Source organism: Pseudomonas inefficax (assembly GCF_032164165.1).
GTDB lineage: Bacteria > Pseudomonadota > Gammaproteobacteria > Pseudomonadales > Pseudomonadaceae > Aquipseudomonas > Aquipseudomonas inefficax.
On the sequence record NZ_CP134401.1, the window covers coordinates 1,485,481 to 1,511,584 of the forward strand.

The 26,104-nt window shown below is 63.1% G+C and carries 22 protein-coding genes; 10 read left to right on the plus strand and 12 right to left on the minus strand.

Features of this window, described 5'->3' with window-relative positions:
- Nucleotides 1–22: 22 nt before the first annotated feature.
- The 3 genes from RIN61_RS06630 to RIN61_RS06640 all read right to left on the minus strand — a co-directional run bounded on the left by RIN61_RS06630 (nucleotide 23) and on the right by RIN61_RS06640 (nucleotide 2,915).
- Nucleotides 23–892 carry an ATPase gene (locus RIN61_RS06630; RefSeq protein WP_207879800.1) on the minus strand — a complete coding sequence of 290 codons (870 nt, stop codon included), beginning with the start codon at nucleotides 890–892 and terminating at the stop codon, nucleotides 23–25.
- Nucleotides 893–979: 87 nt separating this feature from the next.
- Complete coding sequence (locus RIN61_RS06635) at nucleotides 980–1,975, minus strand: NAD-dependent epimerase/dehydratase family protein (protein WP_112250366.1); 996 nt, start codon at nucleotides 1,973–1,975, stop codon at nucleotides 980–982.
- 49 nt (nucleotides 1,976–2,024) lie between these two features.
- On the minus strand, nucleotides 2,025–2,915 hold the full coding sequence (locus RIN61_RS06640) for a LysR family transcriptional regulator ArgP (RefSeq protein ID WP_112250364.1): 891 nt from the start codon (nucleotides 2,913–2,915) through the stop codon (nucleotides 2,025–2,027).
- A gap of 97 nt (nucleotides 2,916–3,012) precedes the next feature.
- On the opposite strand from RIN61_RS06640, the gene RIN61_RS06645 reads away from it, so the two are divergent.
- From RIN61_RS06645 to RIN61_RS06685, 9 genes are all read left to right on the plus strand, one after another.
- On the plus strand, nucleotides 3,013–3,612 hold the full coding sequence (locus RIN61_RS06645) for a LysE/ArgO family amino acid transporter (RefSeq protein WP_133975233.1): 600 nt from the start codon (nucleotides 3,013–3,015) through the stop codon (nucleotides 3,610–3,612).
- Between the two features lie 506 nt (nucleotides 3,613–4,118).
- Nucleotides 4,119–4,715: a superoxide dismutase gene (locus tag RIN61_RS06650; RefSeq protein WP_013974076.1), complete on the plus strand. Its 597-nt coding sequence runs from the start codon at nucleotides 4,119–4,121 to the stop codon at nucleotides 4,713–4,715.
- Between the two features lie 351 nt (nucleotides 4,716–5,066).
- Nucleotides 5,067–7,121, plus strand: a complete 2,055-nt coding sequence (locus RIN61_RS06655; RefSeq protein ID WP_166674302.1) for a putative bifunctional diguanylate cyclase/phosphodiesterase — start codon at nucleotides 5,067–5,069, stop codon at nucleotides 7,119–7,121.
- A gap of 159 nt (nucleotides 7,122–7,280) precedes the next feature.
- Nucleotides 7,281–8,618 (plus strand): imelysin family protein, encoded by a 1,338-nt coding sequence (locus tag RIN61_RS06660; protein WP_112250358.1) that lies wholly within the window; start codon nucleotides 7,281–7,283, stop codon nucleotides 8,616–8,618.
- A gap of 368 nt (nucleotides 8,619–8,986) precedes the next feature.
- Nucleotides 8,987–10,414: a di-heme oxidoreductase family protein gene (locus tag RIN61_RS06665; protein WP_313856372.1), complete on the plus strand. Its 1,428-nt coding sequence runs from the start codon at nucleotides 8,987–8,989 to the stop codon at nucleotides 10,412–10,414.
- A 20-nt stretch (nucleotides 10,415–10,434) separates the two neighbouring features.
- Nucleotides 10,435–11,499 carry an imelysin family protein gene (locus RIN61_RS06670; protein WP_112250354.1) on the plus strand — a complete coding sequence of 355 codons (1,065 nt, stop codon included), beginning with the start codon at nucleotides 10,435–10,437 and terminating at the stop codon, nucleotides 11,497–11,499.
- Between the two features lie 2 nt (nucleotides 11,500–11,501).
- Nucleotides 11,502–12,599: a DUF1513 domain-containing protein gene (locus RIN61_RS06675; RefSeq protein WP_207879796.1), complete on the plus strand. Its 1,098-nt coding sequence runs from the start codon at nucleotides 11,502–11,504 to the stop codon at nucleotides 12,597–12,599.
- Between the two features lie 233 nt (nucleotides 12,600–12,832).
- Complete coding sequence (locus tag RIN61_RS06680) at nucleotides 12,833–13,981, plus strand: efflux RND transporter periplasmic adaptor subunit (RefSeq protein ID WP_313856375.1); 1,149 nt, start codon at nucleotides 12,833–12,835, stop codon at nucleotides 13,979–13,981.
- Nucleotides 13,982–13,993: 12 nt separating this feature from the next.
- The gene (locus tag RIN61_RS06685) at nucleotides 13,994–17,038 is read left to right on the plus strand and encodes a multidrug efflux RND transporter permease subunit (protein WP_112250348.1); all 3,045 of its coding nucleotides are present in this window, start codon (nucleotides 13,994–13,996) and stop codon (nucleotides 17,036–17,038) included.
- Nucleotides 17,039–17,206: 168 nt separating this feature from the next.
- Here RIN61_RS06685 and RIN61_RS06690 read toward each other — a convergent pair whose 3' ends face one another.
- From RIN61_RS06690 to colR, 5 genes are all read right to left on the minus strand, one after another.
- Nucleotides 17,207–17,440 carry a hypothetical protein gene (locus RIN61_RS06690; RefSeq protein WP_112250346.1) on the minus strand — a complete coding sequence of 78 codons (234 nt, stop codon included), beginning with the start codon at nucleotides 17,438–17,440 and terminating at the stop codon, nucleotides 17,207–17,209.
- A complete protein-coding gene (locus RIN61_RS06695) occupies nucleotides 17,437–18,138 on the minus strand; it encodes a lipopolysaccharide kinase InaA family protein (RefSeq protein WP_112250344.1) in 702 nt (233 codons plus the stop codon). Before RIN61_RS06695 ends, RIN61_RS06690 begins: the two co-directional genes overlap by 4 nt.
- Before the next feature lie 6 nt (nucleotides 18,139–18,144).
- Nucleotides 18,145–18,828, minus strand: coding sequence for a class I SAM-dependent methyltransferase (locus RIN61_RS06700; protein WP_112250342.1), 684 nt, complete (start codon nucleotides 18,826–18,828; stop codon nucleotides 18,145–18,147).
- A gap of 107 nt (nucleotides 18,829–18,935) precedes the next feature.
- Nucleotides 18,936–20,246 carry a sensor histidine kinase gene (locus tag RIN61_RS06705; RefSeq protein WP_112250340.1) on the minus strand — a complete coding sequence of 437 codons (1,311 nt, stop codon included), beginning with the start codon at nucleotides 20,244–20,246 and terminating at the stop codon, nucleotides 18,936–18,938.
- A complete protein-coding gene (gene colR, locus RIN61_RS06710) occupies nucleotides 20,236–20,919 on the minus strand; it encodes a two-component system response regulator ColR (RefSeq protein ID WP_003255215.1) in 684 nt (227 codons plus the stop codon). Before colR ends, RIN61_RS06705 begins: the two co-directional genes overlap by 11 nt.
- A gap of 183 nt (nucleotides 20,920–21,102) precedes the next feature.
- Here colR and RIN61_RS06715 point away from each other — a divergent pair, with 183 nt between their 5' ends.
- The gene (locus RIN61_RS06715; protein ID WP_207879792.1) at nucleotides 21,103–21,831 is read left to right on the plus strand and encodes a phosphatase PAP2 family protein; all 729 of its coding nucleotides are present in this window, start codon (nucleotides 21,103–21,105) and stop codon (nucleotides 21,829–21,831) included.
- 84 nt (nucleotides 21,832–21,915) lie between these two features.
- Here the strand turns inward: RIN61_RS06715 and RIN61_RS06720 are convergent, their stop codons facing one another.
- The 4 genes from RIN61_RS06720 to RIN61_RS06735 all read right to left on the minus strand — a co-directional run bounded on the left by RIN61_RS06720 (nucleotide 21,916) and on the right by RIN61_RS06735 (nucleotide 26,067).
- A complete protein-coding gene (locus tag RIN61_RS06720) occupies nucleotides 21,916–22,911 on the minus strand; it encodes an IS110 family RNA-guided transposase (RefSeq protein WP_313855045.1) in 996 nt (331 codons plus the stop codon).
- 375 nt (nucleotides 22,912–23,286) lie between these two features.
- On the minus strand, nucleotides 23,287–24,927 hold the full coding sequence (gene groL / locus RIN61_RS06725; RefSeq protein WP_085626533.1) for a chaperonin GroEL: 1,641 nt from the start codon (nucleotides 24,925–24,927) through the stop codon (nucleotides 23,287–23,289).
- A gap of 50 nt (nucleotides 24,928–24,977) precedes the next feature.
- Nucleotides 24,978–25,271, minus strand: a complete 294-nt coding sequence (locus RIN61_RS06730; RefSeq protein WP_003260750.1) for a co-chaperone GroES — start codon at nucleotides 25,269–25,271, stop codon at nucleotides 24,978–24,980.
- A 334-nt stretch (nucleotides 25,272–25,605) separates the two neighbouring features.
- The gene (locus RIN61_RS06735; protein ID WP_207879790.1) at nucleotides 25,606–26,067 is read right to left on the minus strand and encodes an FxsA family protein; all 462 of its coding nucleotides are present in this window, start codon (nucleotides 26,065–26,067) and stop codon (nucleotides 25,606–25,608) included.
- Nucleotides 26,068–26,104: the final 37 nt, after the last annotated feature.

The following is a 26,104-nucleotide window of genomic DNA, read 5'->3' on the forward strand; positions in this document are numbered from 1 at the left end:
CGCGAAGAAGGCTCAGGTGGTTTCAGGGCCGGGCATTGATCTGCTGCTGAAGGTTCTGAACCTGGCTCTGCAAGGTATTCAGGTTACGGGTCGTCTGTGCCCTGAAGGCATCGAACTCCTGCACCGAAGCACCACCGGAGGCCGCCGCGGCCGGGCGGTTGTCGATCTGGCTCTTGAGCACCAGAATATCCTGTTCCAGGCCCTGGATGGCCGCGCTCGGGTTACCCTGCTTCTTCAGCGCCGCCACCTCGCTGCTCAGGCTCTTGAGCTGCCCATCCAGCTTGGCGCCATCGACCTGCGCGGCCTTCAGCGCAGCGACCTGTTCGTTCAGCCCCTTGAACTGGGTATCCAGCTTGCCCCCATCGACCTGGCCCGAGCGCAATGCGGCCAGTTCGCCATTCACCGCCTTCAACTGCGCCTGCAACTGGCTTTGCAGCTCGGTCACGGCCTTCTGCTGTTCACGGGTATCGGCCAGCACCTGCTCAAGGCGCTTGCCCAGGTCGCCGGTCTGCCCGGCCACGCCCTTCTGCAACTGGCGCAATTGCAGCTTCAGCGCCTCGCTGTTGGTAGTGGCGCCGGATTCGCTGGCCGCCACCTTGCCACTGATCGCTTGCAGGCGCCCCGCCGCTTCTTCGCTGATGCGGGCGAAGCTTTCCTGGGTCGCCACCAGCTGCTGCTCCATCAGCGAGATCTGCTGGAAGCTCCACCAGCCAAGGCCCGCCAAGGCGATGAACGAGGCGCCGAGCAATGCCCAGAGCGGCGCCGTGCTGGCACCGCGAGCGGCTTTCTGGCGGCTGCGCACCACGTGCGCCGGCATCAGTTCGTCATCGTCATGGGTGCCGGCACGCAGGGTAGGCACGTCATCGTAGTCATCGTGAGCATGGTTACGCATGGATACATTCAACCGCGGTAGTCGCAAAGAGGCACGAGTATAAACCGCCAGCGCGGCGCGTTGATGACCATTGTCGGCCGAGCGGCCTCACTGCCCCGGCGGCTGATGCTTCCACCAGGCGCAGAATTCATCCAGCGCCGTCCACAGGCTGACCTTGGGCTGGTAATCCAGGTACTGTCGAGCACGGCTGATATCCAGGGTGAAATCGCGGCTCATCACCTGCATCCCCAGGCGCGACAGGGTCGGTTGCGGGCGCCCCGGCCACAACATGCAAGCCGCCTCGTTCAGCGCGGCCAGGCTGTAACCCAGGCCGTAGGAACGGTAACGGGTAACCTGCGGCAGCTGCATCTGACGCATCACGTAGTTGACCACGTCCCACAGCGGCAACGGCTGGCCGTTGCTGATGTTGTAGGCCTGGCCCAGCGCCCGGTCGTCGACGAACAAGGCACTGAGCAGCGCTTCGTTGAGGTTGTGCACGCTGGTGAAATCGACTTTGTTAAGGCCGTTGCCGATGATTGCCACACGCCCCTTGCGCTGCATCTGCATCAGCCGCGGGAAGATACTGGCATCGCCCGCGCCAGTGACGAAGCGTGGGCGCAGTGCCAGTACCTCGAGGCCAAACTCCTGGGCGCCGAATACCTTCTGCTCGGCCATGTGCTTGGTTTGCCCGTAGTGGTCGTGAAAGCGGCGCGGCACCTGGTCTTCCCGGATGTCCAGGCGCGAGCGGCCATTGAAGTAGATCGACGGCGAAGACAGGTGTACCAGGCGTCGCACGTGCTCCTTCAAGCAGCCCTCGACCACGTTTTCGGTGACCACCACATTGCCTTGGTAGAAATCCTGATAGCGCCCCCAGTTGCCCACTGCGCCAGCACAATGCACCACCGCATCGACGCCCTGGCACAGGCGGCGGGCCAGTTCGGCATCACCCAGGTCGCCGGAGATGAACTGGGCGCCGCGCTTGACCAGGTGCTCGACCCCTTCGGCTCGACGGCCGCTGACCCGCACGTCCAGGCCCTGCTCCAGGGCAAAGCGCGCAAAGCGCCCGCCAATGAAGCCGCTCGCGCCGGTGACCAGAATTCGCATGTAAGACTCCGTCTTGCCAGATTTCAGATGCAACTGACGCCAGCCGTGGCTACAAGGGCACCAGCCAATGCCGTGCGGTGTGCCGCAGGTGGTCGGTCAGTTGCGCGAGCAGTTGCCCGCCATTGCGCCAATGATGCCAGTACAGCGGCACATCGATGGGGGTATCGCTGCAGATTTCCACCAACTGGCCGCTGGCCAGTTGCTCGCGTGCCTGCAGTTCCGGTACCAGGCCCCAGCCCAGACCCGCTTCGGTCATGCGCAGGAAGCCTTCGGACGATGGGCACAAGTGGTGCAGGAAACCGTCCTCGATGCCCAGCGATGCCAGGTAGCGGTGTTGCAGGAAATCGTCCGGGCCGTAAACGATCGCAGGGGTACGGGCCAGGCGGCTGGCAGCGAACCCCTGCGGAAAATGCCGCGCCATGAACGCGGGGCTGGCCAGCGCGCGGTAGCGCATGGCACCCAGTGGCAGGCTGCGCGCGCCGGCCACCGGCCGCTCGCTGCCACACAGGCAGGCCGCCACTTCGCCCGCACGCATGCGTTTCAGGCCCACTTCCTGGTCTTCCACCACCAGGTCGGTCAACACGTTCTGCTGTGCGCAGAACTTGCCCACTGCGCCGGCCCACCAGGTGGCCAGGCTGTCAGCGTTGATGGCAATCCGCAGGCGCTCCGGCATGCCCTCTTCGTCCAGCGCCGGCACCTGGCGCTGCAGGTCGCGTTCGAGCAGGCGCACCTGCTGCACATGGTTCAGCAACTGGCGGCCGACTTCGGTCGGGCTTGGCGGCGTGGCACGCACCAGCACCGGCTGACCGACCCGCGCCTCGAGCAGCTTGATGCGCTGGGAGATGGCCGACTGCGACAAGCCCAGCACCTGCGCCGCGCGTTCGAAACCGCCCTGCTCGATCACCGCGGCGAGGGCGGCCAGCAGCTTGTAGTCGAACATCGATTTTCCTAATGAGGGATCAGCTTTATTTGTTTTTCTTATACAGCGTGATTCATCACAATGACCAGCATCTTTTAGCTTCTTTGGAGAGCACGCCATGTGGCAAAGCTATCTCAACGGCATGCTCGTGGCCTTCGGCCTGATCATGGCCATCGGTGCACAGAACGCCTTCGTCCTCGCCCAGAGCTTGCGCCGCGAACATCATTTGCCGGTGGCGGCACTGTGCATCGTCTGTGACGCCATCCTGGTAGCTGCCGGAGTGTTCGGCCTGGCCACTGTGCTGGCGCACAACCCAACCTTGCTGGCGATCGCCCGCTGGGGTGGCGCGGTGTTCCTGATCTGGTACGGCGCCAAGGCTTTGCGCAGCGCCTGCTCCAAGCAAAGCCTGCAACACCAGCAAGGCCAAGGTGCCCGCTCACGCCGCGCGGTACTGCTCAGTGCCTTGGCGGTGACCCTGCTGAACCCGCACGTGTACCTCGACACGGTGCTGCTGATCGGCTCACTGGGCGCCCAGCAGGCTGCGCCTGGTGCCTACGTGGCCGGGGCGGCCAGTGCCTCGCTGCTGTGGTTCTCGACCCTGGCGATCGGCGCGGCCTGGCTGGCGCCGTGGCTGGCCCGGCCGGCGACCTGGCGCATGCTCGACCTGATGGTGGCGGTGATGATGTTCGCGGTGGCGGCGCAGTTGATCTTCAACTGACCGATGGGCTGGTCGCAGCATCTTTATTGCCTGTGAGATCGAGCGCCGCCCGCGCGGCGCTTCGCGGGGCAAGCCCGCTCCCACATTTGTTGCAACGTGGCCATGCCTGTGGGATAGGCGTTGTCCGCCTTGGTGCATGACTTGAGACAGATGGGGCGGCAGCAGCGCCAGTCGAGAAATCGGGTAAGAGCAACCAGGCAGGCAACCATGGCCTGACAGGTTCGGCACGTTGCAACAAATGTGGGAGCGGGCTTGCCCCGCGAAGCGCCGCGCGGGCGGCGCTCGATCTCACAGGCAACACAAACACTCCGGCGAACGCCACCGGTCGGTATGCCCCAACCGCTCTGGAACCTCTATTCCCTATCTTTGTTGCGTGGTTATGCGCCGGGCCCGGTGCTATGATCCAGCCCTTGCGTCGCAAAGAGTACAAACTCGCCGACGCTCATCGGGCCGCCCGTGATCGGCCTTGCGCAAACCGCAAACAGACCTGAATCAGGAGATCCACCATGGCTTTTGAATTGCCGCCGCTGCCGTACGCCCACGATGCCCTGCAGCCGCACATCTCCAAGGAAACCCTGGAGTATCACCACGACAAGCACCACAACACCTATGTCGTGAACCTGAACAACCTGGTCCCAGGCACCGAATTCGAAGGCAAGACCCTGGAAGAGATCGTCAAGAGCTCTTCGGGCGGCATCTTCAACAACGCCGCTCAAGTCTGGAACCACACCTTCTACTGGAACTGCCTGGCACCAAACGCCGGTGGCCAGCCGACCGGTGCCCTGGCTGACGCCATCAACGCCGCTTTCGGTTCCTTCGACAAGTTCAAGGAAGAGTTCACCAAGACTTCGGTTGGCACCTTCGGTTCCGGCTGGGGCTGGCTGGTGAAGAAGGCTGACGGTTCCCTGGCCCTGGCCAGCACCATCGGCGCCGGCTGCCCGCTGACCAGCGGTGACACCCCGCTGCTGACCTGCGACGTCTGGGAACACGCCTACTACATCGACTACCGCAACCTGCGTCCGAAGTACGTCGAGGCGTTCTGGAACCTGGTCAACTGGGCCTTCGTTGCCGAACAGTTCGAAGGCAAGACCTTCAAGGCCTGAGTCATTCAGCCCTGAACGAAAAACCCGGCCCGGTGCCGGGTTTTTTTATGCCTGTAAGGCCCTCTTCGCGGGTGAACCCGCTCCCACAGGTTCGGCGCCGCTTGTTGACTTGATGCTATCCCTGTGGGAGCGGGCGTGCCCGCGAAGAGGCCGGCACAGATTTCACCTTCAACCCACCAGCAAACGCTTGCTCAGCCCGCATAGCACGCTAACATCAAACCTCTGGAAGATTGATACAGCGCACTCAAGTTGCGGGGTCAGGCAACCGATACACTACTGATGGTCGGCCGATAGTGTATCGTCATCGTTGATGGCAAAATGATGCCATGCGCATGGATTAAGGAAACCCCATTGAAGCTGGAATTGCGGAACAGCTTGTCGGTCAAGTTGCTCAGGGTCGTGCTGCTGTCGGCGCTAGCGGTCGGTGTCGTGCTCAGCTGTGCGCAAATCGTCTACGACACCTACAAGACCCGCCAGGCCGTCAACAACGATGCCCAACGCATCCTCGACATGTTCCGCGACCCCTCGACCCAAGCGGTATATAGCCTGGACCGCGAAATGGGCATGCAGGTGATGGAAGGCCTGTTCCAGGACGAATCGGTACGCATGGCCTCCATCGGCCACCCCAACGAAACCATGCTCGCAGAAAAGTCCCGCCCGCTGCAGGACATGTCCATGCGCTGGCTGACTGACCTGATCCTCGGCCAGGAACGCACCTACACCACGCAACTGGTTGGCCGCGGCCCCTACAGCGAATACTACGGCGACCTGAGCATCACGCTGGACACCTCGTCCTACGGCGAAGATTTCCTGATCAACGCCGTGATCATCTTCATTTCCGGCGTGCTGCGGGCCCTGGCCATGGGCCTGGTGCTGTACCTGGTCTACCACTGGCTGCTGACCAAACCGTTATCCAAGATCATCGAGCACCTCACCCAGATCAACCCCGACCGCCCCAGCCAGCACCAGCTACCGCTGCTCAAGGGCCATGAGAAGAACGAGCTGGGCCTGTGGGTAAATACTGCCAACCAGCTGCTGGCCTCGATCGAGCGCAACACCCATCTGCGCCACGAGGCGGAGAACAGCCTGCAACGCATGGCCCAGTACGACTTCCTCACCGGCCTGCCCAACCGCCAGCAGTTGCAGCAGCAACTGGACAAGATCCTCGTCGACGGTGGCCGCCTGCAACACCGTGTGGCGGTGCTATGCGTCGGCCTGGACGACTTCAAGGGCATCAACGAGCAGTTCAGCTATCAGGTCGGCGACCAGCTGCTGCTGGCCCTGGCCGACCGCCTGCGCGCCCACAGCGGGCGCCTGGGCGCCTTGGCACGCCTGGGCGGTGACCAGTTCGCCCTGGTGCAGGCCAATATCGAGCAGCCTTACGAGGCGGCGGAACTGGCGCAGAGTATCCTCGACGACCTGGAAGTGCCGTTCGACCTCGACCAGCACCAGCAGATCCGCCTGCGTGCCACCATCGGCATCACCCTGTTCCCGGAAGACGGCGACAGCACCGAGAAGCTGCTGCAGAAAGCCGAACAGACCATGACCCTGGCCAAGGCCCGTTCGCGCAACCGCTACCAGTTCTACATCGCCAGCGTCGACAGCGAGATGCGCCGCCGTCGCGAGCTGGAAAAGGACCTGCGCGAAGCCCTGCCGCGCAACCAGCTGTACCTGGTGTACCAGCCGCAGATCAGCTACCGCGACCACCGCGTGGTCGGCGTCGAAGCACTGCTGCGCTGGCAGCACCCGGAGCTGGGCATGGTGCCGCCAGACCAGTTCATCCCCCTGGCCGAACAGAACGGCAGCATCATCAGCATCGGCGAATGGGTGCTCGACCAGGCCTGCCGGCAACTGCGCGAATGGCACGACATGGGCTTCAGTGACCTGCGCATGGCGGTCAACCTGTCCACCGTGCAGCTGCACCACAACGAACTGCCGCGGGTGGTCAACAACCTGCTGCAGGCCTACCGCCTGCCACCACGCAGCCTGGAGCTGGAAGTCACCGAGACCGGCCTGATGGAAGACATCAGCACCGCCGCCCAGCACCTGCTGAGCCTGCGCCGCTCCGGAGCACTGATTGCCATCGACGACTTCGGCACCGGCTACTCGTCGCTCAGCTACCTGAAATCGCTGCCACTGGACAAGATCAAGATCGACAAGAGCTTCGTCCAGGACCTGCTGGACGACGATGACGACGCCACCATCGTTCGCGCCATCATCCAGTTGGGCAAGAGCCTGGGAATGCAGGTGATCGCCGAAGGCGTGGAAACCGCCGAACAGGAAACCTACATCGTCGCTCAGGGTTGCCACGAGGGCCAGGGCTACCACTACAGCAAGCCGCTGTCGGCCCGTGAGTTGACCAATTTCCTCAAACAGGCGCAGCGAAATCAGGTTTCGATGCTCTGAGCCGCCTGACCGGTTACAGGCCATGACTGGCATTTACACGAATTGCATGCCCGCCCCCCTTTACAGCAAATGCAAATCTTTCGCATGATGTTGCCGTTTCGCGTGCCACGGCGCACGGTCCACCCCTTGGTCCAACCACACGACGCAGGAAAACCAATAATGATTCGAATGCCTCTGGCCTCCGCCAGTCTGCTGGCCATTGCCATCGCTCTCGCCGGTTGCGGTGAAGGCAAGGACGACAAGGCCGCCGCGCCGCAAGCCCAGGCACCTGCTGCCGCCAGCACCACCGCTGCGGCGCCCGGGGCTGTCGACGAAGCCGCCGGCAAAGCCGTGGTCAAACATTACGCCGAGCTGGTGTACGCCGTGTACAGCGATTCGCTGAGCACCGCCAAAACCCTGCAGACCGCAGTCGACGCGTTCCTGGCCAAGCCGAACGACGAAACCCTGAAGGCAGCCAGGGAAGCCTGGGTCGCCTCGCGCGTACCGTACCTGCAGAGCGAAGTCTTCCGCTTCGGCAACACCATCATCGACGACTGGGAAGGCCAGGTGAACGCCTGGCCGCTGGACGAAGGCCTGATCGACTACGTCGACAAGAGCTATGAGCACGCCCTGGGCAACCCGGCGGCCAACGCCAACATCATCGCCAACACCGAGATCCAGGTGGGCGAAGAGAAGGTCGACGTCAAGGACATCACACCCGAGAAGCTGGCCAGCCTGAACGAGCTGGGCGGTTCCGAAGCCAACGTCGCCACCGGCTATCACGCCATCGAGTTCCTGCTCTGGGGCCAGGACCTGAACGGCACCGGCCCGGGCGCGGGCAACCGTCCGGCGTCGGACTACCTGGAAGGCAAGGGCGCCACCGGTGGCCACAACGACCGCCGCCGTGCCTACCTGAAAGCGGTCACCGACCTGCTGGTCAAGGACCTCGAAGAAATGGTTGGCAACTGGGCGCCGAACGTCGCCGACAACTACCGCGCCAAGCTGGAGGCCGAATCGGTCAACGACGGCCTGCGCAAGATGCTGTTCGGCATGGGCAGCCTGTCGCTGGGCGAACTGGCTGGCGAGCGCATGAAGGTTTCGCTCGAAGCCAACTCGCCGGAAGACGAGCACGATTGCTTCAGCGACAACACCCACTACTCGCACTTCTACGACGCCAAGGGCATCCGCAACGTCTACCTGGGCGAGTACACCCGCCCAGATGGCAGCAAGGTGACCGGCCCGAGCCTGTCGTCGCTGGTGGCCAAGGTAGACCCGGCCGCCGACGCCACCCTCAAGGCCGACCTGGAAGCCACCGAAGCCAAGATCCAGGTGATCGTCGACCACGCCCTCAAGGGCGAGCACTACGACCAGCTGATCGCGGCCGACAACGCAGCCGGCAACCAGATCGTGCGTGACGCCATCGCTTCCCTGGTCAAGCAGACCGGTGCGATCGAGCAGGCCGCCGGCAAGCTGGGCATTGCCAACCTGAACCCCGATACCGCGGATCACGAGTTCTGATCCTGCTGTAGCGGTACTGGAAGAGGCGGCCTTCGGGTCGCCTTTTTTCTGTGCCGGCCTCTTCGCGGGTGAACCCGCTCCCACAGGGACTGCATGATGCTGTAGGAGCAGCCTTGTGCTGCGAAGGGGGCAGTATGACAAAAGGTTTTCTATGGCGGTAATGGCCTCTTCGCAGCACAAGGCTGCTCCTACAGGTCTGTGCGGGTCGAGGTGGGAGCGGGTTCACCCGCGAAGAGGTCGTCACAGGCAACAGATGAACATGGCCAACTGACACCGATTTCATCCAGCAATTGCAAATTGCTCTTATTCAAACTCCCTCACCCTGCTAAGCTTGCACGCCGGTTTTTCGCTCACGCCCAGGATTCTCGATGTCCTTGTCGCTGTCCCGACTCTCCCCCTTGCTGCTGGCCTTTGCCCTCGCCGCCTGTGACGACGCCCCGCGTTTCACCCAGGCCGAGCCTGGCGAAGCGTTGTCGGGCGGCAAAGCCACCGTGCAGCGCACTGACCGCAATGCCTATTCCCTGCCTTCGGCCAACCTCTCGCCCGAGCGGCGCCTGGACTTCGCCGTAGGCAACAGCTTCTTCCGCAACCCCTGGGTGATCGCCCCGTCCACCACCACCGCCCGTGACGGCCTGGGCCCGCTGTTCAACACCAATGCCTGCCAGAACTGCCACGTGCGCGACGGCCGCGGCCACCCGCCAGAGCCGGGCGACAGCAACGCCGTATCGATGCTGGTACGCCTGTCGATCCCCGACCAACCCTACCTGGCCAAGGTGGTCGAACGACTCGGCGTGGTGCCAGAGCCGGTCTATGGCACCCAGCTGCAGGACATGGCCATCCCCGGCGTGACGCCGGAAGGCAAGGTGCGGGTGAGCTACACCCGTGAAACGGTGTCGTTCGAGGATGGCCACCAGGTCGAGCTGCGCAAGCCGGCCCTGCAGATCACCCAGCTCGGCTATGGCGTGATGCACCCCGACACGCGCTTTTCGGCACGGGTGGCGCCGCCGATGATCGGCCTGGGCCTGCTCGAAGCCATCCCCGAAGCCGACTTGCTGGCCAATGAAGACCCCGACGACCGCAACCGCGACGGCATCAGTGGCCGGGCCAACCGGGTGTGGGACGACGCCCAGGGCAAGACCGTGGTCGGCCGCTTCGGCTGGAAGGCCGGGCAGCCCAACGTCAACCAGCAGAACGTGCACGCCTTTGCCGGCGACATGGGCCTGACCACCACCCTGCAGCCCAACGATGACTGCACCCCTGCTCAGGCCGACTGCCTGGCCGCGCCCAACGGTGACGGTGCCGATGGCGAGAAGGAGGTCAGCGACAACATCCTGCGCCTGGTCACCTTCTACACCCGCAACCTGGCCGTGCCGGCCCGCCGCGACGTGGGTTCGCCGCAAGTGCTGGCGGGCAAGAACCTGTTCTACCAGGCCGGCTGCCAGGGCTGCCACACACCGCAGTTCACCACCGCCGCCAATGCCGCCGAGCCGGAGCTGGCCAACCAGTTGATCCGCCCCTACAGCGACTTGCTGTTGCATGACATGGGCCCGGGCCTGGCCGACGAGCGCACCGAATTCGCCGCCAACGGCCAGGACTGGCGCACCCCGCCATTGTGGGGCATTGGCCTGAGCGAGACGGTCAGTGGCCACAGCCAGTTCCTGCACGACGGCCGCGCCCGCAATTTGCTCGAAGCCGTGCTCTGGCACGGCGGCGAGGCCGAGGCAGCGCGCAATTTCGTACTCACTTTCAATGCCGAGCAGCGTGCCGCGCTGCTGGCTTTCCTGAACTCACTTTAAAAAGCGCAAAGGAGCCGGGCATGTTCCGACCCAAACTGTTGTTCACCAGCCTCGCCGCACTCGCCCTCGGCGCCTGCTCGCCGCAGGACCCGCAAGCCGTGACCTCCGCTGCCATCGCCAAGCAGGTGATCCTGCCCACCTACAGCCGCTGGGTCGAAGCCGACCGCACGCTGGCCGCCAGCGCCCTGGCCTACTGCGAAGGCAAGGAAACCCTGGACAAGGCCCGTGCCGACTTCCTCAACGCGCAAAAGGCCTGGGCCGAACTGCAACCGCTGCTGGTCGGCCCGCTGGCCGAAGGCAACCGCGCCTGGCAGGTACAGTTCTGGCCCGACAAGAAAAACCTGGTCGGTCGCCAGGTCGAGCAGTTGGTCAACGCCGACAAGCCGGTCGATGCCGCCACCCTGGGCAAGGCCAGCGTGGTGGTACGTGGCCTGTCGGCCTATGAGTACATCCTGTTCGACAGCAAGCCGGACATCGCCACTGCCGAGCAGAAAGCCCGCTACTGCCCGTTGCTGGTGGCCATCGGTGAACACCAGAAGGCCCTGGCCGAAGAGATCCTCAAGGGCTGGAACAGCACCGACGGCATGCTCTCGCAGATGACCAAGTTCCCCAACCAGCGCTACGCCGATTCCCACGAGGCCATTGCCGACCTGCTGCGCGCCCAGGTCACCGCCCTGGACAGCCTGAAGAAAAAGCTCGGTGCACCGATGGGCCGCCAGAGCAAGGGTATCCCGCAGCCACTGCAGGCCGAAGCCTGGCGCAGCCACAGCTCGCTGAAGAGCCTGGAGGCCAGCCTCAAGGCCGCCGAAGCGGTCTGGCTCGGGGTCGACAACCAAGGCCTGCGCGGCTTGCTGGCCAGCGATCAGAAAGCCCTGGCGGACAAGATCGACGCCGCCTACGCTGCCTCGCTGAAGCTGCTGGCCGACAACCAGAAAACCCTGGGCGAGCTGCTGGCCGACGACGCCGGCCAGCAAACCCTGAACCAGATCTACGACAGCCTCAACGTCGTCCACCGCCTGCACGAAGGCGAGCTGGCCAAGGCGTTGAACATCCAGCTGGGCTTCAATGCCAACGACGGTGACTGATCATGCTGCGACGCCAGGCCCTCAAACTCGGTAGCGTATTGCTCAGCGCCCTCACCCTGGGCGGCTGGAGCCTGTTCCGCAACAAAGGCAGCGAGCCCCTGCTGCTGTCGGCGCGTGACGACGGCGACGGCAAGCACTATGCGGTCGGGTTCCGCCTGGACGGCACCCAGGTGTTCAGCACCCAGGTCGCCCAGCGTTGCCATGCCATCATCCACCACCCGCAACTGCCGATCGCCCTGTTCGTCGCCCGCCGCCCTGGCACCGAAAGCTACCTGGTCGACCTGCGCGACGGGCGCTTGCTGCAGACCGTCACCTCGCAGCCGAACCGGCACTTCTACGGCCATGCGGTCATTCACAAAAGTGGCGAATGGCTGTATGCCACCGAGAACGACACCACCGACCCAGGGCGTGGCGTACTCGGTGTGTACCGTTTCGAAGGCGAGCGCCTGGTCCACACCGGCGAGATTCCGACCCACGGCATCGGCCCGCACGAGGTAGCCTGGCTGCCTGACGGCGAGACGCTGGTGGTGGCCAACGGCGGTATCCGTACCGAAGCCGAAAGCCGGGTGGAGATGAACCTCGACGCCATGGAGCCGAGCCTGGTGCTGATGCAGCGCGACGGTACCCTGCTGAGCAAGGAAACCCTGGCCCAGCAGATGAACAGCGTGCGCCACCTGGCGGTGGGCAGCGATGGCACCATCGCCGCCTGCCAGCAGTTCATGGGCGATGCCGACGAAACTGCCGAACTACTGGCGATCAAGCGCCCGGGCGAGCCGTTCAAGGCCTTCCCGGTACCGGAGCGACAATTGCAGGCCATGGCCCAGTACACCGCCAGCGTGGCTATCCACAGCGAGCTGCGCCTGGTGGCGCTGACCGCGCCACGGGCCAACCGCCTGTTCGTCTGGGACCTGGACAGCGGCGCGGTACGGCTGGATGCGCCAATGCCCGATTGCGCGGGGGTGGGTGCGGTGCAGGACGGCTTTGTCGTCACCTCCGGGCAGGGCCGTTGCCGGTTCTATGATTGCCGCAAGGCCGAACTGGTCGGGCAACCGATGAACCTGCCGTCCGGTTTCTGGGACAACCACCTGCATCTCGTCTGATTTTCGGGTTGGCTGTACTGGCCTCTTCGCGGCTAAAGCCGCTCCCACAGGAATAGCGCAACCCGTTGACTGCGCGGTCCCTGTGGGAGCGGCTTTAGCCGCGAAGGGGCCGACACAGGCATTCCACTCCCCTTCCCCCCAAAAACAGTCAATACTTCCCCCATCCACACGTGGGCAGGATCGCCCGTTGTCGTGTCCAAGCGAATAACAACCATATCCAAGGAACCGGACCTATGCTGCGCCGCCGCATGCTCATCATGTTGGCCGTGGTTCTGCTGATCGTGCTGGCCCTGGGGGGCTACAAGGCCTTTTCGATCTACCAGCAGATCCAGATGTTCACTGCCCCCAAGCCGCCCATCACCGTGGCGGCCGCCTTGGCTGAACAGCGCCCGTGGCAAGAGCGCCTGCCCGCCGTCGGTAGCCTCAAGGCGCTACAGGGCGTGGAACTGAGCCTGGAGGTGGACGGCATCGTCAAAGCCCTGCATTTCGACTCGGGCCAGCAGGTCAAGGCAGGGCAGCTGCTGCTGCAACTCAACGACGACCAGGAAACCGCCCTGCTTGGCACAGCCCAGGCCGACCTGGGCCTGGCCAAGGTCGATTTCGGCCGCGGCAGCCAGTTGGTCGGCGACTCGGCCATCTCCCGCGGCGAGTTCGACCGCCTCACCGCCCAGTACCGGCGCAACCAGGCGGTGGTCGACCAGCTCAAGGCATCGAAGACCAAGAAAAGCATCAGCGCCCCGTTCAGCGGCACCATCGGCATTCGCCAGGTGGACGTCGGCGACTACCTGGCCACCGGCACGGTGATCGCCACCCTGCAGGACACCTCCAGCCTCTACGTCGACTTCAACGTACCGGAACAGGCCCTGCCGCACCTGAGCCTGGGCCAACAGGTACTGGTGCAGGTGGCCGCCTACCCGGGCCAGACTTTCCCCGCCCGCCTCAGCGCCATCAACCCCAAGGTCGAGGAAACCACGCGCAACCTGCTGGTGCGCGCGACCATGGCCAACCCGGACGGCAAGCTGTTGCCGGGCATGTTCGCCAGCCTGCTGATCCTGCTACCCAACCCGCAGCCACAAGTGGTTGTGCCAGAAAGCGCCATCACCTACACGCTGTATGGCAACTCGGTGTACGTCGCAACGCCAAAAAAGGACAAGGACGGCAAGCCGCAAAACGATGACAAGGGCCAGCCGCAGCTCACCGCCGAACAGCGCGCGGTGCAAACCGGCGAGCGCCGTGACGGTATGGTGGTGGTCCGCAAGGGCCTGCAGGCCGGGGAGCAGGTGGTCACCGCCGGCCAACTGAAGCTCACCCCCGGTGCCGCGATCCGCATCGGCCAGGACAAAGCCCTCAAGCCCGCACAGGGCGCGCCGGGCAAGGACTGACAGGAGGCTGGCATGGCGTTCACCGACCCGTTCATCCGCCGCCCGGTGCTGGCCAGTGTGGTCAGCCTGCTGATTCTGCTGCTGGGCTTCCAGGCCTGGAGCAAGCTGCAGATCCGCCAGTACCCGCAAATGGAAAACGCCCTGATCACGGTAACCACCGCCTACCCCGGCGCCAACGCCGAGACCATCCAGGGCTATATCACCCAGCCGCTGCAGCAAAGCCTGGCCAGCGCCGAAGGCATCGACTACATGACCTCGGTGAGCCGGCAGAACTTCTCGATCATTTCCATCTACGCACGCATCGGCGCCGACAGCGACCGGTTGTTCACCGAACTGCTGGCCAAGGCCAACGAAGTGCGCAACAAGCTGCCCCAGGACTCGGAAGACCCGGTCCTGAGCAAGGAAGCCGCCGATGCCTCGGCGCTGATGTACATCAGTTTCTACAGCAAGGAGATGAGCAACCCGCAAATCACCGACTACCTGTCGCGAGTGATCCAGCCCAAGCTGGCTACCCTGCCGGGCATGGCCGAAGCGGAAATCCTCGGCAACCAGGTGTTCGCCATGCGTATCTGGATCGACCCGGTGAAACTGGCAGGCTATGGCCTGTCGGCCACCGATGTGACCAATGCCGTGCGCCGCTACAACTTCCTTTCCGCAGCCGGCGAGGTGAAGGGCGAATACGTGGTCACCAGCATCAATGCCAGCACCGAGCTGAAGTCGGCAGAGGCGTTCGCCGCCCTGCCGGTCAAGACCAGTGGCGACAGCCGCGTGCTGCTGGGTGATGTGGCAAGGGTCGAGATGGGGGCGGAAAACTACGACACGGTCAGCTCGTTCGACGGTACCCCATCGGTGTACATCGGCATCAAGGCCACACCGGCCGCCAACCCGCTGGACGTCATCAAGGAAGTGCGGCGCATCATGCCCGAGCTGGAAAGCCAGCTGCCCTCGGCGCTGAAGGTATCGATCGCCTACGACGCCACGCTGTTCATCCAGGCCTCCATCGACGAAGTGATCAAGACCCTCGGCGAAGCGATATTGATCGTCATCGTGGTGGTGTTCCTGTTCCTCGGTGCCTTGCGTTCGGTGCTGATCCCGGTGGTGACCATTCCGCTGTCAATGATCGGTGTACTGTTCTTCATGCAGATGATGGGTTACTCGCTCAACCTGCTGACCCTGCTGGCCATGGTGCTGGCCATCGGGCTGGTGGTGGACGACGCGATTGTCGTGGTGGAGAACATCCACCGGCACATGGAAGAAGGCAAGTCGCCGTTCGACGCCGCCCTCGAGGGCGCCCGCGAAATCGCCATGCCAGTGGTGTCGATGACCATCACCCTGGCGGCGGTGTATGCACCGATCGGCTTCCTTACCGGGCTTACCGGCGCACTGTTCAAGGAGTTTGCCCTGACCCTGGCCGGTGCGGTGATCATCTCCGGCATCGTTGCCCTCACCCTGTCACCGATGATGTGCGCGCTGCTGCTGCGCCCGGAGCAGAACCCCAGTGGCCTGGCCCACCGCCTGGACATGCTGTTCGAACGCCTGAAGGTGCGCTACCAGCGACTGCTGCACACCACCCTCGACAGCCGCCCCGTCGTGCTGGTGTTTGCCGTGATCATCCTGTGCCTGATTCCGGTGCTGCTGAAGTTCACCCAGAACGAACTGGCGCCCAACGAAGACCAGGGCGTGATCTTCATGATGAGCAGCTCGCCGCAGCCGGCCAACCTTGATTACCTCAACGCCTATACCGACGAATTCACCCCGCTGTTCAAGGCTTTCCCCGAGTACTACTCATCGTTCCAGATCAACGGTTTCAATGGCGTGCAGACCGGCATCGGCGGCTTCCTGCTCAAGCCCTGGAACGAGCGCGAGCGCACGCAGATGGAGCTGCTGCCACTGGTGCAGAGCAAGCTCGAGGAAATCAGTGGCCTGCAGATCTTCGGCTTCAACCTGCCGTCGCTGCCCGGCACCGGCGAGGGCCTGCCATTCCAGTTCGTGATCAACAGCGCTGGCGACTACCCGGCACTGCTGGATGTGGCCCAGCGAATCAAGGCCCGCGCCCAGGAATCCGGCAAGTTCGCCTTCCTCGACATCGACCTGGCCTTCGACAAGCCCGAGGTGGTGGTGGATATCGACCGGGCCAAAGCGGCGCAGATGGGGGTGTCGATGGACACCTTGGGCAGCACCCTGGCGACCTTGCTGGGCGAGGCGGAAATCAACCGCTTCACCCTCGAAGGCCGCAGCTACAAGGTGATTGCCCAGGTCGAGCGGCCGTACCGCGACAACCCCGGCTGGCTGAACAACTACTACGTGAAGAACGACCAGGGCCAGTTGCTACCGCTATCCACCCTGATCACCCTCAGCGACCGCGCGCGCCCGCGCCAGCTCAACCAGTTCCAGCAGCTGAATTCGGCGATCATCCAGGGGGTGCCCATGGTCAGCCTCGGCGAGGCGCTGCAGACCGTGCAGGCTATCGCCCGCGAAGAGGCGCCGGAAGGCTTCGCCTTCGACTATGCCGGCGTGGCGCGCCAGTACGTGCAGGAAGGCAGCGCACTGTGGGTCACCTTCGGCCTGGCGTTGGCGATCATTTTCCTGGTGCTGGCGGCCCAGTTCGAAAGCTTCCGCGACCCGCTGGTGATTCTGGTGACGGTGCCGTTGTCGATCTGTGGTGCACTGCTGCCGCTGTTCCTCGGCATATCGAGCATGAACATCTACACCCAGGTGGGGCTGGTGACGCTGATCGGGCTGATCAGCAAGCACGGGATCCTCATTGTCGAGTTCGCCAACCAGCTGCGTGAGGAACGCGGCCTGAGCGTGCGCGAGGCGATCGAGGAAGCTGCGGCGATTCGCCTGCGGCCAGTGCTGATGACCACGGCAGCGATGGTGTTCGGCATGGTGCCGCTGATCCTGGCGACCGGAGCGGGGGCGGTCAGCCGCTTTGACATCGGTACGGTGATTGCCACGGGGATGTCGATTGGTACGCTGTTTACCCTGTTTGTGTTGCCTTGTATCTACACCCTGCTGGCGCACAAGGCGCAGGTCAAAGAACCCGCTGTAGCCTGAACCGGCCTCTTCGCGGGTGAACCCGCTCCCACAGGTACAGCGTCAGGTTCGGATATTGTGCAGTTCCTGTGGGAGCGGGTTCACCCGCGAAGGGGCCGGCAAGGCAGATGCAAAAATGCCAGAGGCCCCGAAATCGCGAGGCCTCTGGCATTTCTGACTGCACCGGGTTCAACCGAACGGCCGCAACCCCTGACGCAAGCCGAAAAGGAACAGCAACAGGTCCTGATCCGGCGCGGCCTTGGCCTGTTGCTGCGGCTTCACATCCCGCGGCAACGCGCACTGGTCGGCCAGCTCGGCCTTGCTGAACACTGTCGGCCTCGGCTCTTCCCAAGCAGCCACCGCCACGGTGGTCACCGCCAGGCCAGCTACCAGGAACAAAGCTCGAGCTATTTCTAGTTTCATTGCTCTAACCCTTTGACAGCGCTGCCAAACGCCATCTGGTAAAAGTAGAGCAGTGTTTGCCATTCCGCGTCATTCAGCGACGAATGGCGGCGCAGTTGGCGCAGGTCATTGCCCGCCGCGCGCTGGCAACTGATGCGCCGCCGGCATTTTTCCAGATCCAGCAGGGCGACCTCGACGCGGGCCTGCTCGCCCTCGCCAATCACCTTGATGAATACATGCTTGCCATACAGGCAGCCGTGCTGCCAATGCCCCAGATGCATGCGCGCCAGGTTGTCCGCCAGGTCCTTGAGCATGCGCTCATGCACCACCTGCGGATAACGCTCGCGGGCACCTTCGGCATGCCAGGTGTCGAGTTCGACGAAACCGTCGAGTGCTTCGCTCACCAGCAGCGCACGCCACTGGTGGTCGGCACCACGCTCGGCGCCACAGAAGACGATGCGCGGTACACGCACGCCCAGTTGCTCGAAGCTGTTCAACGCATCGAGCTCACGCAATACGGTCGGCCGGCCGAAAGGGTGCAGCACGCTGCGGTAGATATGCCCGACCTGGCGCTTGGCATACAGCAGCTTGCCATTGCCATCGTCGAGGCGTTGCACACCACTCTCGCCACCACGGCGCTGGTTAGGCTCCTCGACCCACTCGCCCTGCTGGCGCCAGTAAAAATCGAACCGCGACTCCCCTTTCTGGGCTACAGCCATCAAACACTACCCCTTACGCAATACATAGACCCGCCACATGGCATAGAACGGCAGAAAGTCGAGGCGTTCCTGGATTCTGAAGCCGGCGGCTCGGAATTCTTCTTCGACCGTGTCGGCCGGTAACACAAAGCGGTTCTGGTAATTGTCCTGGTCGCCTTTCCTGGCGCTGCGACGCTGTTCCAGCTTTTTTCGGCGCCAGGCCTTGAAGTTACCATCCACCCACAATGACAGGATCACACTATCACGGCTAACCCGTTGAAATTCCGACAGAATGGTCTTTCTGTGCGCTGCTTCGCCGATGTGGTGGAACAAGCGCATGCAGAAGATGCTGTCCACCGAGTTGTCCGGCAAGTCGATGGCAAATGCCGATGTCTGCAAAGGCCGTACCCGTGCCACCACCTCTGGCGCTTGCGCGGCACAGGCTGTCTCGATCATCGCTTCGGAGTTGTCGGCGCCAATGATCACCCGGTTGGGCTTTTCTGCCAGCAATGGCCAGAAGCGGCCGGCGCCGCATGGCAGGTCGAGGACCAGGCCAGGCTCACCAGCCAATGCCAAGGCGCGGCGCGCCAACTGCTCATCACGCTTGTGGGAAAGGCGTCGCGCCAGGCCATCCTGGTGCTTGAGAAAGTACTCACGCGCATGTTCTTTGTCGTACTTCTCGGAAAATTCAAGCTTGATGGGGCTACGCATTGGGCATCTCCTGACTCCATTCCGCCCACATTAGGTAAGCAAGCGTAGGAATCAGGTCATGCTGATGTGAAAAATATGTTGAGCGCCGAATGACCTGTTACAACAGATTACTCGACCAAAGCCTCTGGGTCGCCCTTGGCTGCGGTATTGCTCAGGTCCACCCTGAAACGGCAGCCGTGCGGCAAGGTCGAGGTCAGGGTGACATGCCAGCCCTGGTCATCGCAGATCCGCTGTACCAGCGACAGGCCCAGGCCCAGGCCCTCGCCGCGCCGCTCATCGCCGCGCACGAACGGCCGGAACATCGCCTCGCGCTGCTCCTCCGGGATGCCCACGCCGCTGTCCTCCACGCTGAAGCCGTTGGCTTCCAGGCTCAGGCGGATATAGCCGCTATCGGTGTAGTGCGCGGCATTGCGCAGCAGGTTGCCCATCACCGACTGCAGGAAGGTAGCGTTGTACAGCACTGGGCTGGCACTGACGCGGCCATCGAAATACAGGGCCAGGCCCTTCTGCTCGATAGTGTCGCGCCAGACCCCGACCAGTTCATCAGCCACCTCCCGCAGGGTGGCCCGCGAAGCCACCGCGCCCTCGTCGCGCTGTGCCCGGGCCAGCATCAGGAAGGTCTTGACCAGTTCGCGCATTTCTTCCGTGGCTCTGGCCACGCGCTCCACCTGGCTGCGCGAGCGGGCATCCAGCGTCGGGTTTTCCATCAGCAGTTCGCATGAGGTAGCAAGCACCATCAAGGGCGTACGCAGTTCATGGCTGACGTCGCTGGTGAACAACCGTTCGCGGGTCAGCGCATCGCGCAGGCGGCCCAGGGTATCGTCAAAGGCGACCGCCAGCTGGCCGACTTCGTCCGCGGCATAGTCCGGCGCAAGCGGCGGGGCCAGGCCCAGCAACTGGTCACGGTGGCGTACCTGGCGCGCCAGGCGGATAACCGGCGCCATCACCCGACGCGCCACCAGCCAGCCAAGAATGACCGCCAGCACCAGGCTGAGCACGAAGCCCACCACCACCACCGCGAACAGCAGGCGTTCGCGTTCCTCGAAGTCGCTCTGGTCCTGCAGCAGTACGTAACGGCGGCCGTCGACGATCTCGACCATGGCGTGGTACGACAACTGGTCGCGGAACACCTCATGGAAGCCTCGGTCGAGGTGGCGCAGGTCTTTGGGCAGCTCGAAATCGTCACGCCCGCCGCTGAAGTAGAACAGCTGGTCGGGGCGTGGCCGGTGGCTCCAGTCACTGACGCTGTCCATGCGCAGCAGGCGCTGCAGGTCGCCCCCCAATACCGTGGAAATCAGCCGTTCTTCGACCAGGTGCACAGTGCCGACGATGCCGAAGGCGAAGGCCCCGGCCACCAGCGCGCTCATCAGGGCAAAGGCGATGATGATGCGCTGGGCAAGGCTTTGCTTAAACTCCATCACGGCCCTCGGCGAGGCGATAGCCGACGCCATGGACGGTATGCAGCAGCGGTTTTTCGAACGGCTTGTCGATTACCTGGCGCAGCTGGTGCACGTGGCTGCGCAGGCTGTCGCTGTCAGGGCAGTCATCCCCCCAAAGGGCTTCTTCCAGCACTTCGCGACGCAATACGTGCGGGCTTTTCTGCATCAGCACCGCCAGCAGCTTGAGGCCGACCGGGTTGAGCTTGAGCAGGCGGCCCTGGCGGGTGACTTCGAGCGTGTCGAGGTCATAGCTGAGGTCGGCCACCTGCAAGGTGCGGCGCCCGCCGCCCTGGGCCCGGCGCAGCACCGCTTCGATGCGGGCGGCCAGCTCCGACAGGGCGAAGGGCTTGAGCAGGTAATCGTCGGCACCGGAGCGGAAGCCCTGCAGGCGGTCGTCCAGTTGGTCGCGGGCGGTGAGCATGATCACCGGCGTGTCGCGGCGGGCGTCTTCGCGCAGGCGCTTGCACAGTGTATAGCCGTCGATGCCCGGCAACATGATGTCGAGCACTATCAGGTCGTAGTGCTCGGTGGCAGCCAGGTGCAGGCCGGACAGGCCATCCTGGGCGCAGTCGACGGTGTAGCCCTTCATCCCCAGGTAGTCGGCCAGGTTGGCCAGGATATCGCGGTTGTCTTCAACCAAAAGAATGCGCATCGGTTTCTCCTGTGCGGCGCTTCTCGCTGTGGTGCGCGGCAGGCGCAGCTTAAGGCCTATGCCTGCAGGGTGCCAGCCCCAGGGAAAATTCAGCGCACTTGACGGTTTTTTCACTGATCCTTCACGGACACAGGATAGCGGGCGGCCGACAATGCCCGATCTTTTTCGCGCCCTGGAGCCGCCATGCAGCAACCAACCCGCCCCCGCCCGATCAATTTCTGGCTGTACCTGGGGCTACCCCTGGCGACGGCGTTGGGCCTGATCCTGCTGGAACTGACCTCGGTCGACATGGACATTGCCAACCTGTTCTTCGACCCCGCCGCCGGGCAATTCATCGGCCGCCACAGCTATTTGCTGGAGAACATCCTGCATGACCGGGTCAAGCAAGGGGTGATCCTGCTGGGAGTGATGTCGCTGGTGACCTTTGCTGCCAGCTTCTTCTGGAAGCGCCTGTTCGGCTGGCGCCGCGAGCTGGGCTGCCTGGTGCTGGCACTGGGCCTGTCCACGGCGTTTGTCACACCGCTGAAGAAAGTGACCCAAGTGCAATGCCCGTGGAGCCTGACCCAGTTTGGCGGGAAGGAAACCTACAGCAAGCTGCTGGAGCCGCGGCCAGCGACCGACAAGCCCGGGCTGTGCTGGCCGGGCGGGCATGCCGCAACCGGGTTCTGCCTGTTCGGGCTGTTCTTCATGTTGCGCGATCGCAAGCCGAGGCTGGCGCGGGTGGCGTTGACAGTGGCCTTCGTGGCGGGGTCGGTGCTGTCGCTGGGGCGGATGATGCAGGGGGCGCACTTCCTGTCGCATAACGTGTGGACGGCGGTGTTCTGCTGGTTGATCGGGTTGGGGTCGTATTACCTGGTTCTTTATCGGCGGGGGATGGCTGAGGTATCTGCCGCTGAGCGTAGCGTCGCCTGACCCAGGGGGCCGCTTTGCGGCCCATTCGCGACACAAGGCCGCTCCTACAGATTACGCGATCCCTTGTAGATACTCTGTTGGCGGTCAAGCTTTTCTGAGGTGTTCAGAGCTGAAAAGCTTGGCCGTATCAAATGGCTCATCCCCGCGCATGCATGCCCAGATGCCTGTCAGGTACTTGCGCATGACCGCAGCGATAGCCTGCATTTTCTTCTTGCCCCTGTTGACCAACGACTCGTAAAAAGCCTTCGCATAAGGGTCGCAGCGCACTGCGGTCAAGGCAGGCATGTACATGGCTGCCCGTAGATAAGCATTCCCACTTTTGCCGAGTCTGCCGGGCTTATCAATGCTCGTTCCCGATTGGGTCTGTCGAACATCGAGACCCGCGTGGCGAGCTACCTGCGAGGACTTGAGTATTTGAGGAAGGATGGTCAGTTCAGCCAATGCCGCAAGTGCCGAGACTTCTCCCATCCCAGGCCCTGCGAGCAGCTGCTTGTACTGCCGAGTAAGCGTCGGACACTGGGCGACCAGCTCGCGGCCCGCCTTACGAAAGCGCTCAATTCGATTATCCAGTGAAGCAATCGCTTCCTCCTGATCCTCGATCAGCATCGACACGGTTGTAGCGGTCGCCTGCAATGCATGCAGTTCGTTCTTCGCCCTTGTACGATGCCCCACCAAACGATTGATGTGTCGCCCCAGAGCCCTCAGCTCAAGCTGCACAAGGCTTGGAGGTGTCCACAAGCGCGGTGTCATACGCTCGCCGTACTCGGACAGCAGTTGAGCATCTATTGCATCGGTCTTGCTGTTCACCAGCATTAGTTTGGCGAAATTGTGGAAGCTCTTGGGGTTGATCACGGATACAGGAAGGTCAGCCGCATGTAGCTCAAGGGCCAAGTCCAGGTAATAGATTCCGGTCGCCTCCATCACGATCGACTTGGGTTTGAGTGCCAGCAGCTTTTTCACCGCAGCCTTACGGCCTGCAGGGGTTTGAGCGATATCCCACTGTCCGGCCGGACGCCCATCTTTACGCACCGCAACGACCGAAGTACGTGAGCCGATATCGACGCCAACCCAGACACTCATTTCTTCCCTCTCCAAGCGAGTTAGGTAACAATGGCCTCCGGTTCCCCGACCTCGAACTTCATGCTGCTGCAACCTTGTAATGCGAAGTCCGACTTGTCGGCTTCTCGATACTCTTCGCAGTGGGCAATGAGGCGGGGGGCCTCTCTACATACAAGGTCAGGGGCAATGCCTGCCTTCAGGAGCGATCGGCCTCCCCGGAAGTGCTTCTTCAGCCCGACGAGAATAACCTCTCCCGCTAGGCCAGACACAACATACAAGGAGCGGCCTTGCGTCGCGATGGGCTGCGCAGCAGCCCCAATGGCCCCAACAGGAAAACAAAAAAGCCCCGGCTCTCGCGAACCGGGGCTTTTTGATGGCGCAGGGGGTAAGGCTGGCTTACATCATGCCGCCCATGCCACCCATGCCGCCCATGTCAGGCATGCCAGCAGCTGGCTTGTCTTCCGGCAGGTCGGCAACCATGGCTTCGGTGGTGATCATCAGACCGCCGATCGAAGCAGCAGCTTGCAGCGCCGAACGAGTGACCTTGGCTGGGTCCAGGATGCCCATCTCGATCATGTCGCCGTATTCGCCGGTAGCAGCGTTGTAACCGAAGTTACCCGAGCCTTGCTTGACCTTGTCAGCGACAACGCTTGGCTCATCGCCGGCGTTGGCAGTGATCTGGCGCAGCGGCGCTTCAACGGCGCGACGCAGCAGGGCGATACCGACGTTCTGGTCTTCGTTGTCACCTTTGAGGTTGACAATGGCAGCCAGGGAGCGAACCAGGGCCACACCACCGCCAGGCACCACGCCTTCTTCAACGGCTGCACGGGTAGCGTGCAGGGCGTCTTCAACGCGGGCTTTCTTCTCTTTCATTTCAACTTCGGTGCCGGCACCAACCTTGATCACGGCAACACCGCCAGCCAGCTTGGCCAGACGCTCTTGCAGCTTCTCACGGTCGTAGTCCGAGGAAGTTTCTTCGATCTGGGCACGGATCTGCTTGACGCGTGCTTCGATCTCGCCGTCGGCGCCAGCGCCGTCGATGATGGTGGTGTTTTCCTTGGACAGGATGACGCGCTTGGCGTTACCCAGGTGCTCCAGGGTAGCGGTTTCCAGGGACAGGCCGATTTCTTCGGAGATGACCTGGCCGCCAGTCAGGACGGCGATGTCCTGCAGCATGGCCTTGCGGCGGTCGCCGAAGCCCGGAGCCTTGACCGCAGCAACCTTGACGATGCCGCGCATGTTGTTGACTACCAGGGTAGCCAGGGCTTCGCCTTCAACGTCCTCGGCAACGATCAGCAGTGGGCGGCCGGCCTTGGCAACGGCTTCCAGAACTGGCAGCAGCTCACGGATGTTGGAGATCTTCTTGTCGACCAGCAGCAGCAGCGGGCCTTCCAGCTCGGCAACCATGGTGTCCGGCTTGTTGACGAAGTACGGCGACAGGTAGCCACGGTCGAACTGCATGCCTTCCACGACCGACAGTTCGTTTTCCAGGCCCGAGCCTTCTTCAACGGTGATCACGCCTTCTTTACCGACCTTTTCCATGGCTTCGGCGATGATTTCACCGATGGAGTTGTCGGAGTTGGCGGAGATGGTACCTACCTGGGCGATGGCCTTGGAGTCGGCGCATGGCTTGGACAGGTTCTTCAGCTCGGCGACGACGGCAGCGGTGGCCTTGTCGATGCCGCGCTTCAGGTCCATCGGGTTCATGCCGGCAGCGACGGCTTTCAGGCCTTCGTTGACGATGGCCTGAGCCAGAACGGTAGCGGTAGTGGTGCCGTCACCGGCAGCGTCGTTGGCCTTGGAAGCAACTTCCTTGACCAGCTGGGCGCCCATGTTTTCGAAAGCGTCTTTCAGCTCGATTTCCTTGGCAACGGAAACGCCGTCCTTGGTGATGGTCGGCGCGCCGAAGCTCTTGGCCAGCACCACGTTGCGGCCTTTCGGGCCCAGGGTCGCTTTTACCGCGTCAGCCAGAACGTTGACACCAACCAGCATTTTCTTACGAGCGGAGTCGCCGAATTTTACGTCTTTAGCAGCCATGATCGTTTAATCCTTGGAAATTCTTTGGAGTAACGGGAAGTCGGGGGAAATCAGCCTTCGATAACGGCGAGGATTTCGTTTTCAGCCATGACCAGCAGGTCTTCGCCATCGACTTTCACGGTGTTGCTGCCCGAGTAAGGGCCGAAAACCACTTTGTCACCCACTTTCACGGCCAGCGCGCGAACTTCGCCGTTGTCCAGGATGCGACCGGTGCCGACGGCGACGACTTCGCCGCGGTTTGGTTTTTCAGCGGCCGAACCCGGCAGGACGATACCGCCAGCGGTTTTCGATTCTTCTTCGCTGCGACGGATGACTACGCGGTCATGCAGAGGACGAAGCTTCATTGTCGATCTCTCCCAAAGTGTGGTTTTCATCGGCCGGTGTCGACACCGGCGGGTTAATGCTATCCGGCGTTGCCGGAAGGCCGCTCGCCCAAGGCGAACCGCCTGAGTAATGACTGGTGTTGCCACCAGAAACCTTGCGGTGACCACTACATGAGGCCGCCATATTCAATTACAAGGCTTGTTTCAGAAAATTTTTCATTAGCGCCTTGGCCCCGCAAAAAGCTGCGGCCGCTGCGCGCCCCTTTCGCGACACAAGGCCGCTCCCACAGGAGGTGTGCATTCCCTGTGGGAGCGGCCTTGTGTCGCGAAAGGGCCCAAAGCGGCCCCCCAGCTATTACTTGTCGCGGCGCTCGTACTCGCCCTCGATCACGTTCGGGCGATGGCCGCCATCCTGTGGGCGTGCCTGGAACGGGTCGTCCTGGAAGGCGCGCTGGCGCATGGCCTGGGCCTCGGCACGCTGGCGCATCTTGCGCGCAGCCAGGTGACGGGTGAAGGGCAGCAGGCACAGCAGGCCCAGCACGTCGCTGATGAAACCAGGCAGCAACAGCAGGCCACCACCAACGGCCAGCATCATGCCCTGGAACATGTCCTCGGCGGGCAGCTCGCCACGCTGCAGGCTTTCACGGGCGCGCAATGCGGTGGCCAGCCCGGCTACGCGCATCACCAGCACACCCAAGGCGGAGCCGGCAATGATCAGCAACAGCGCCGGGAAGAAACCGATGGCGGCACTGACCTTCACGAAGACGAACAGCTCCAGCACGGGAAACAGGAGAAACAGCAGTAGAAAAGCACGCATCAAAGCATTCCTCGTCGGAAGAGAACCTTCCTGTAAG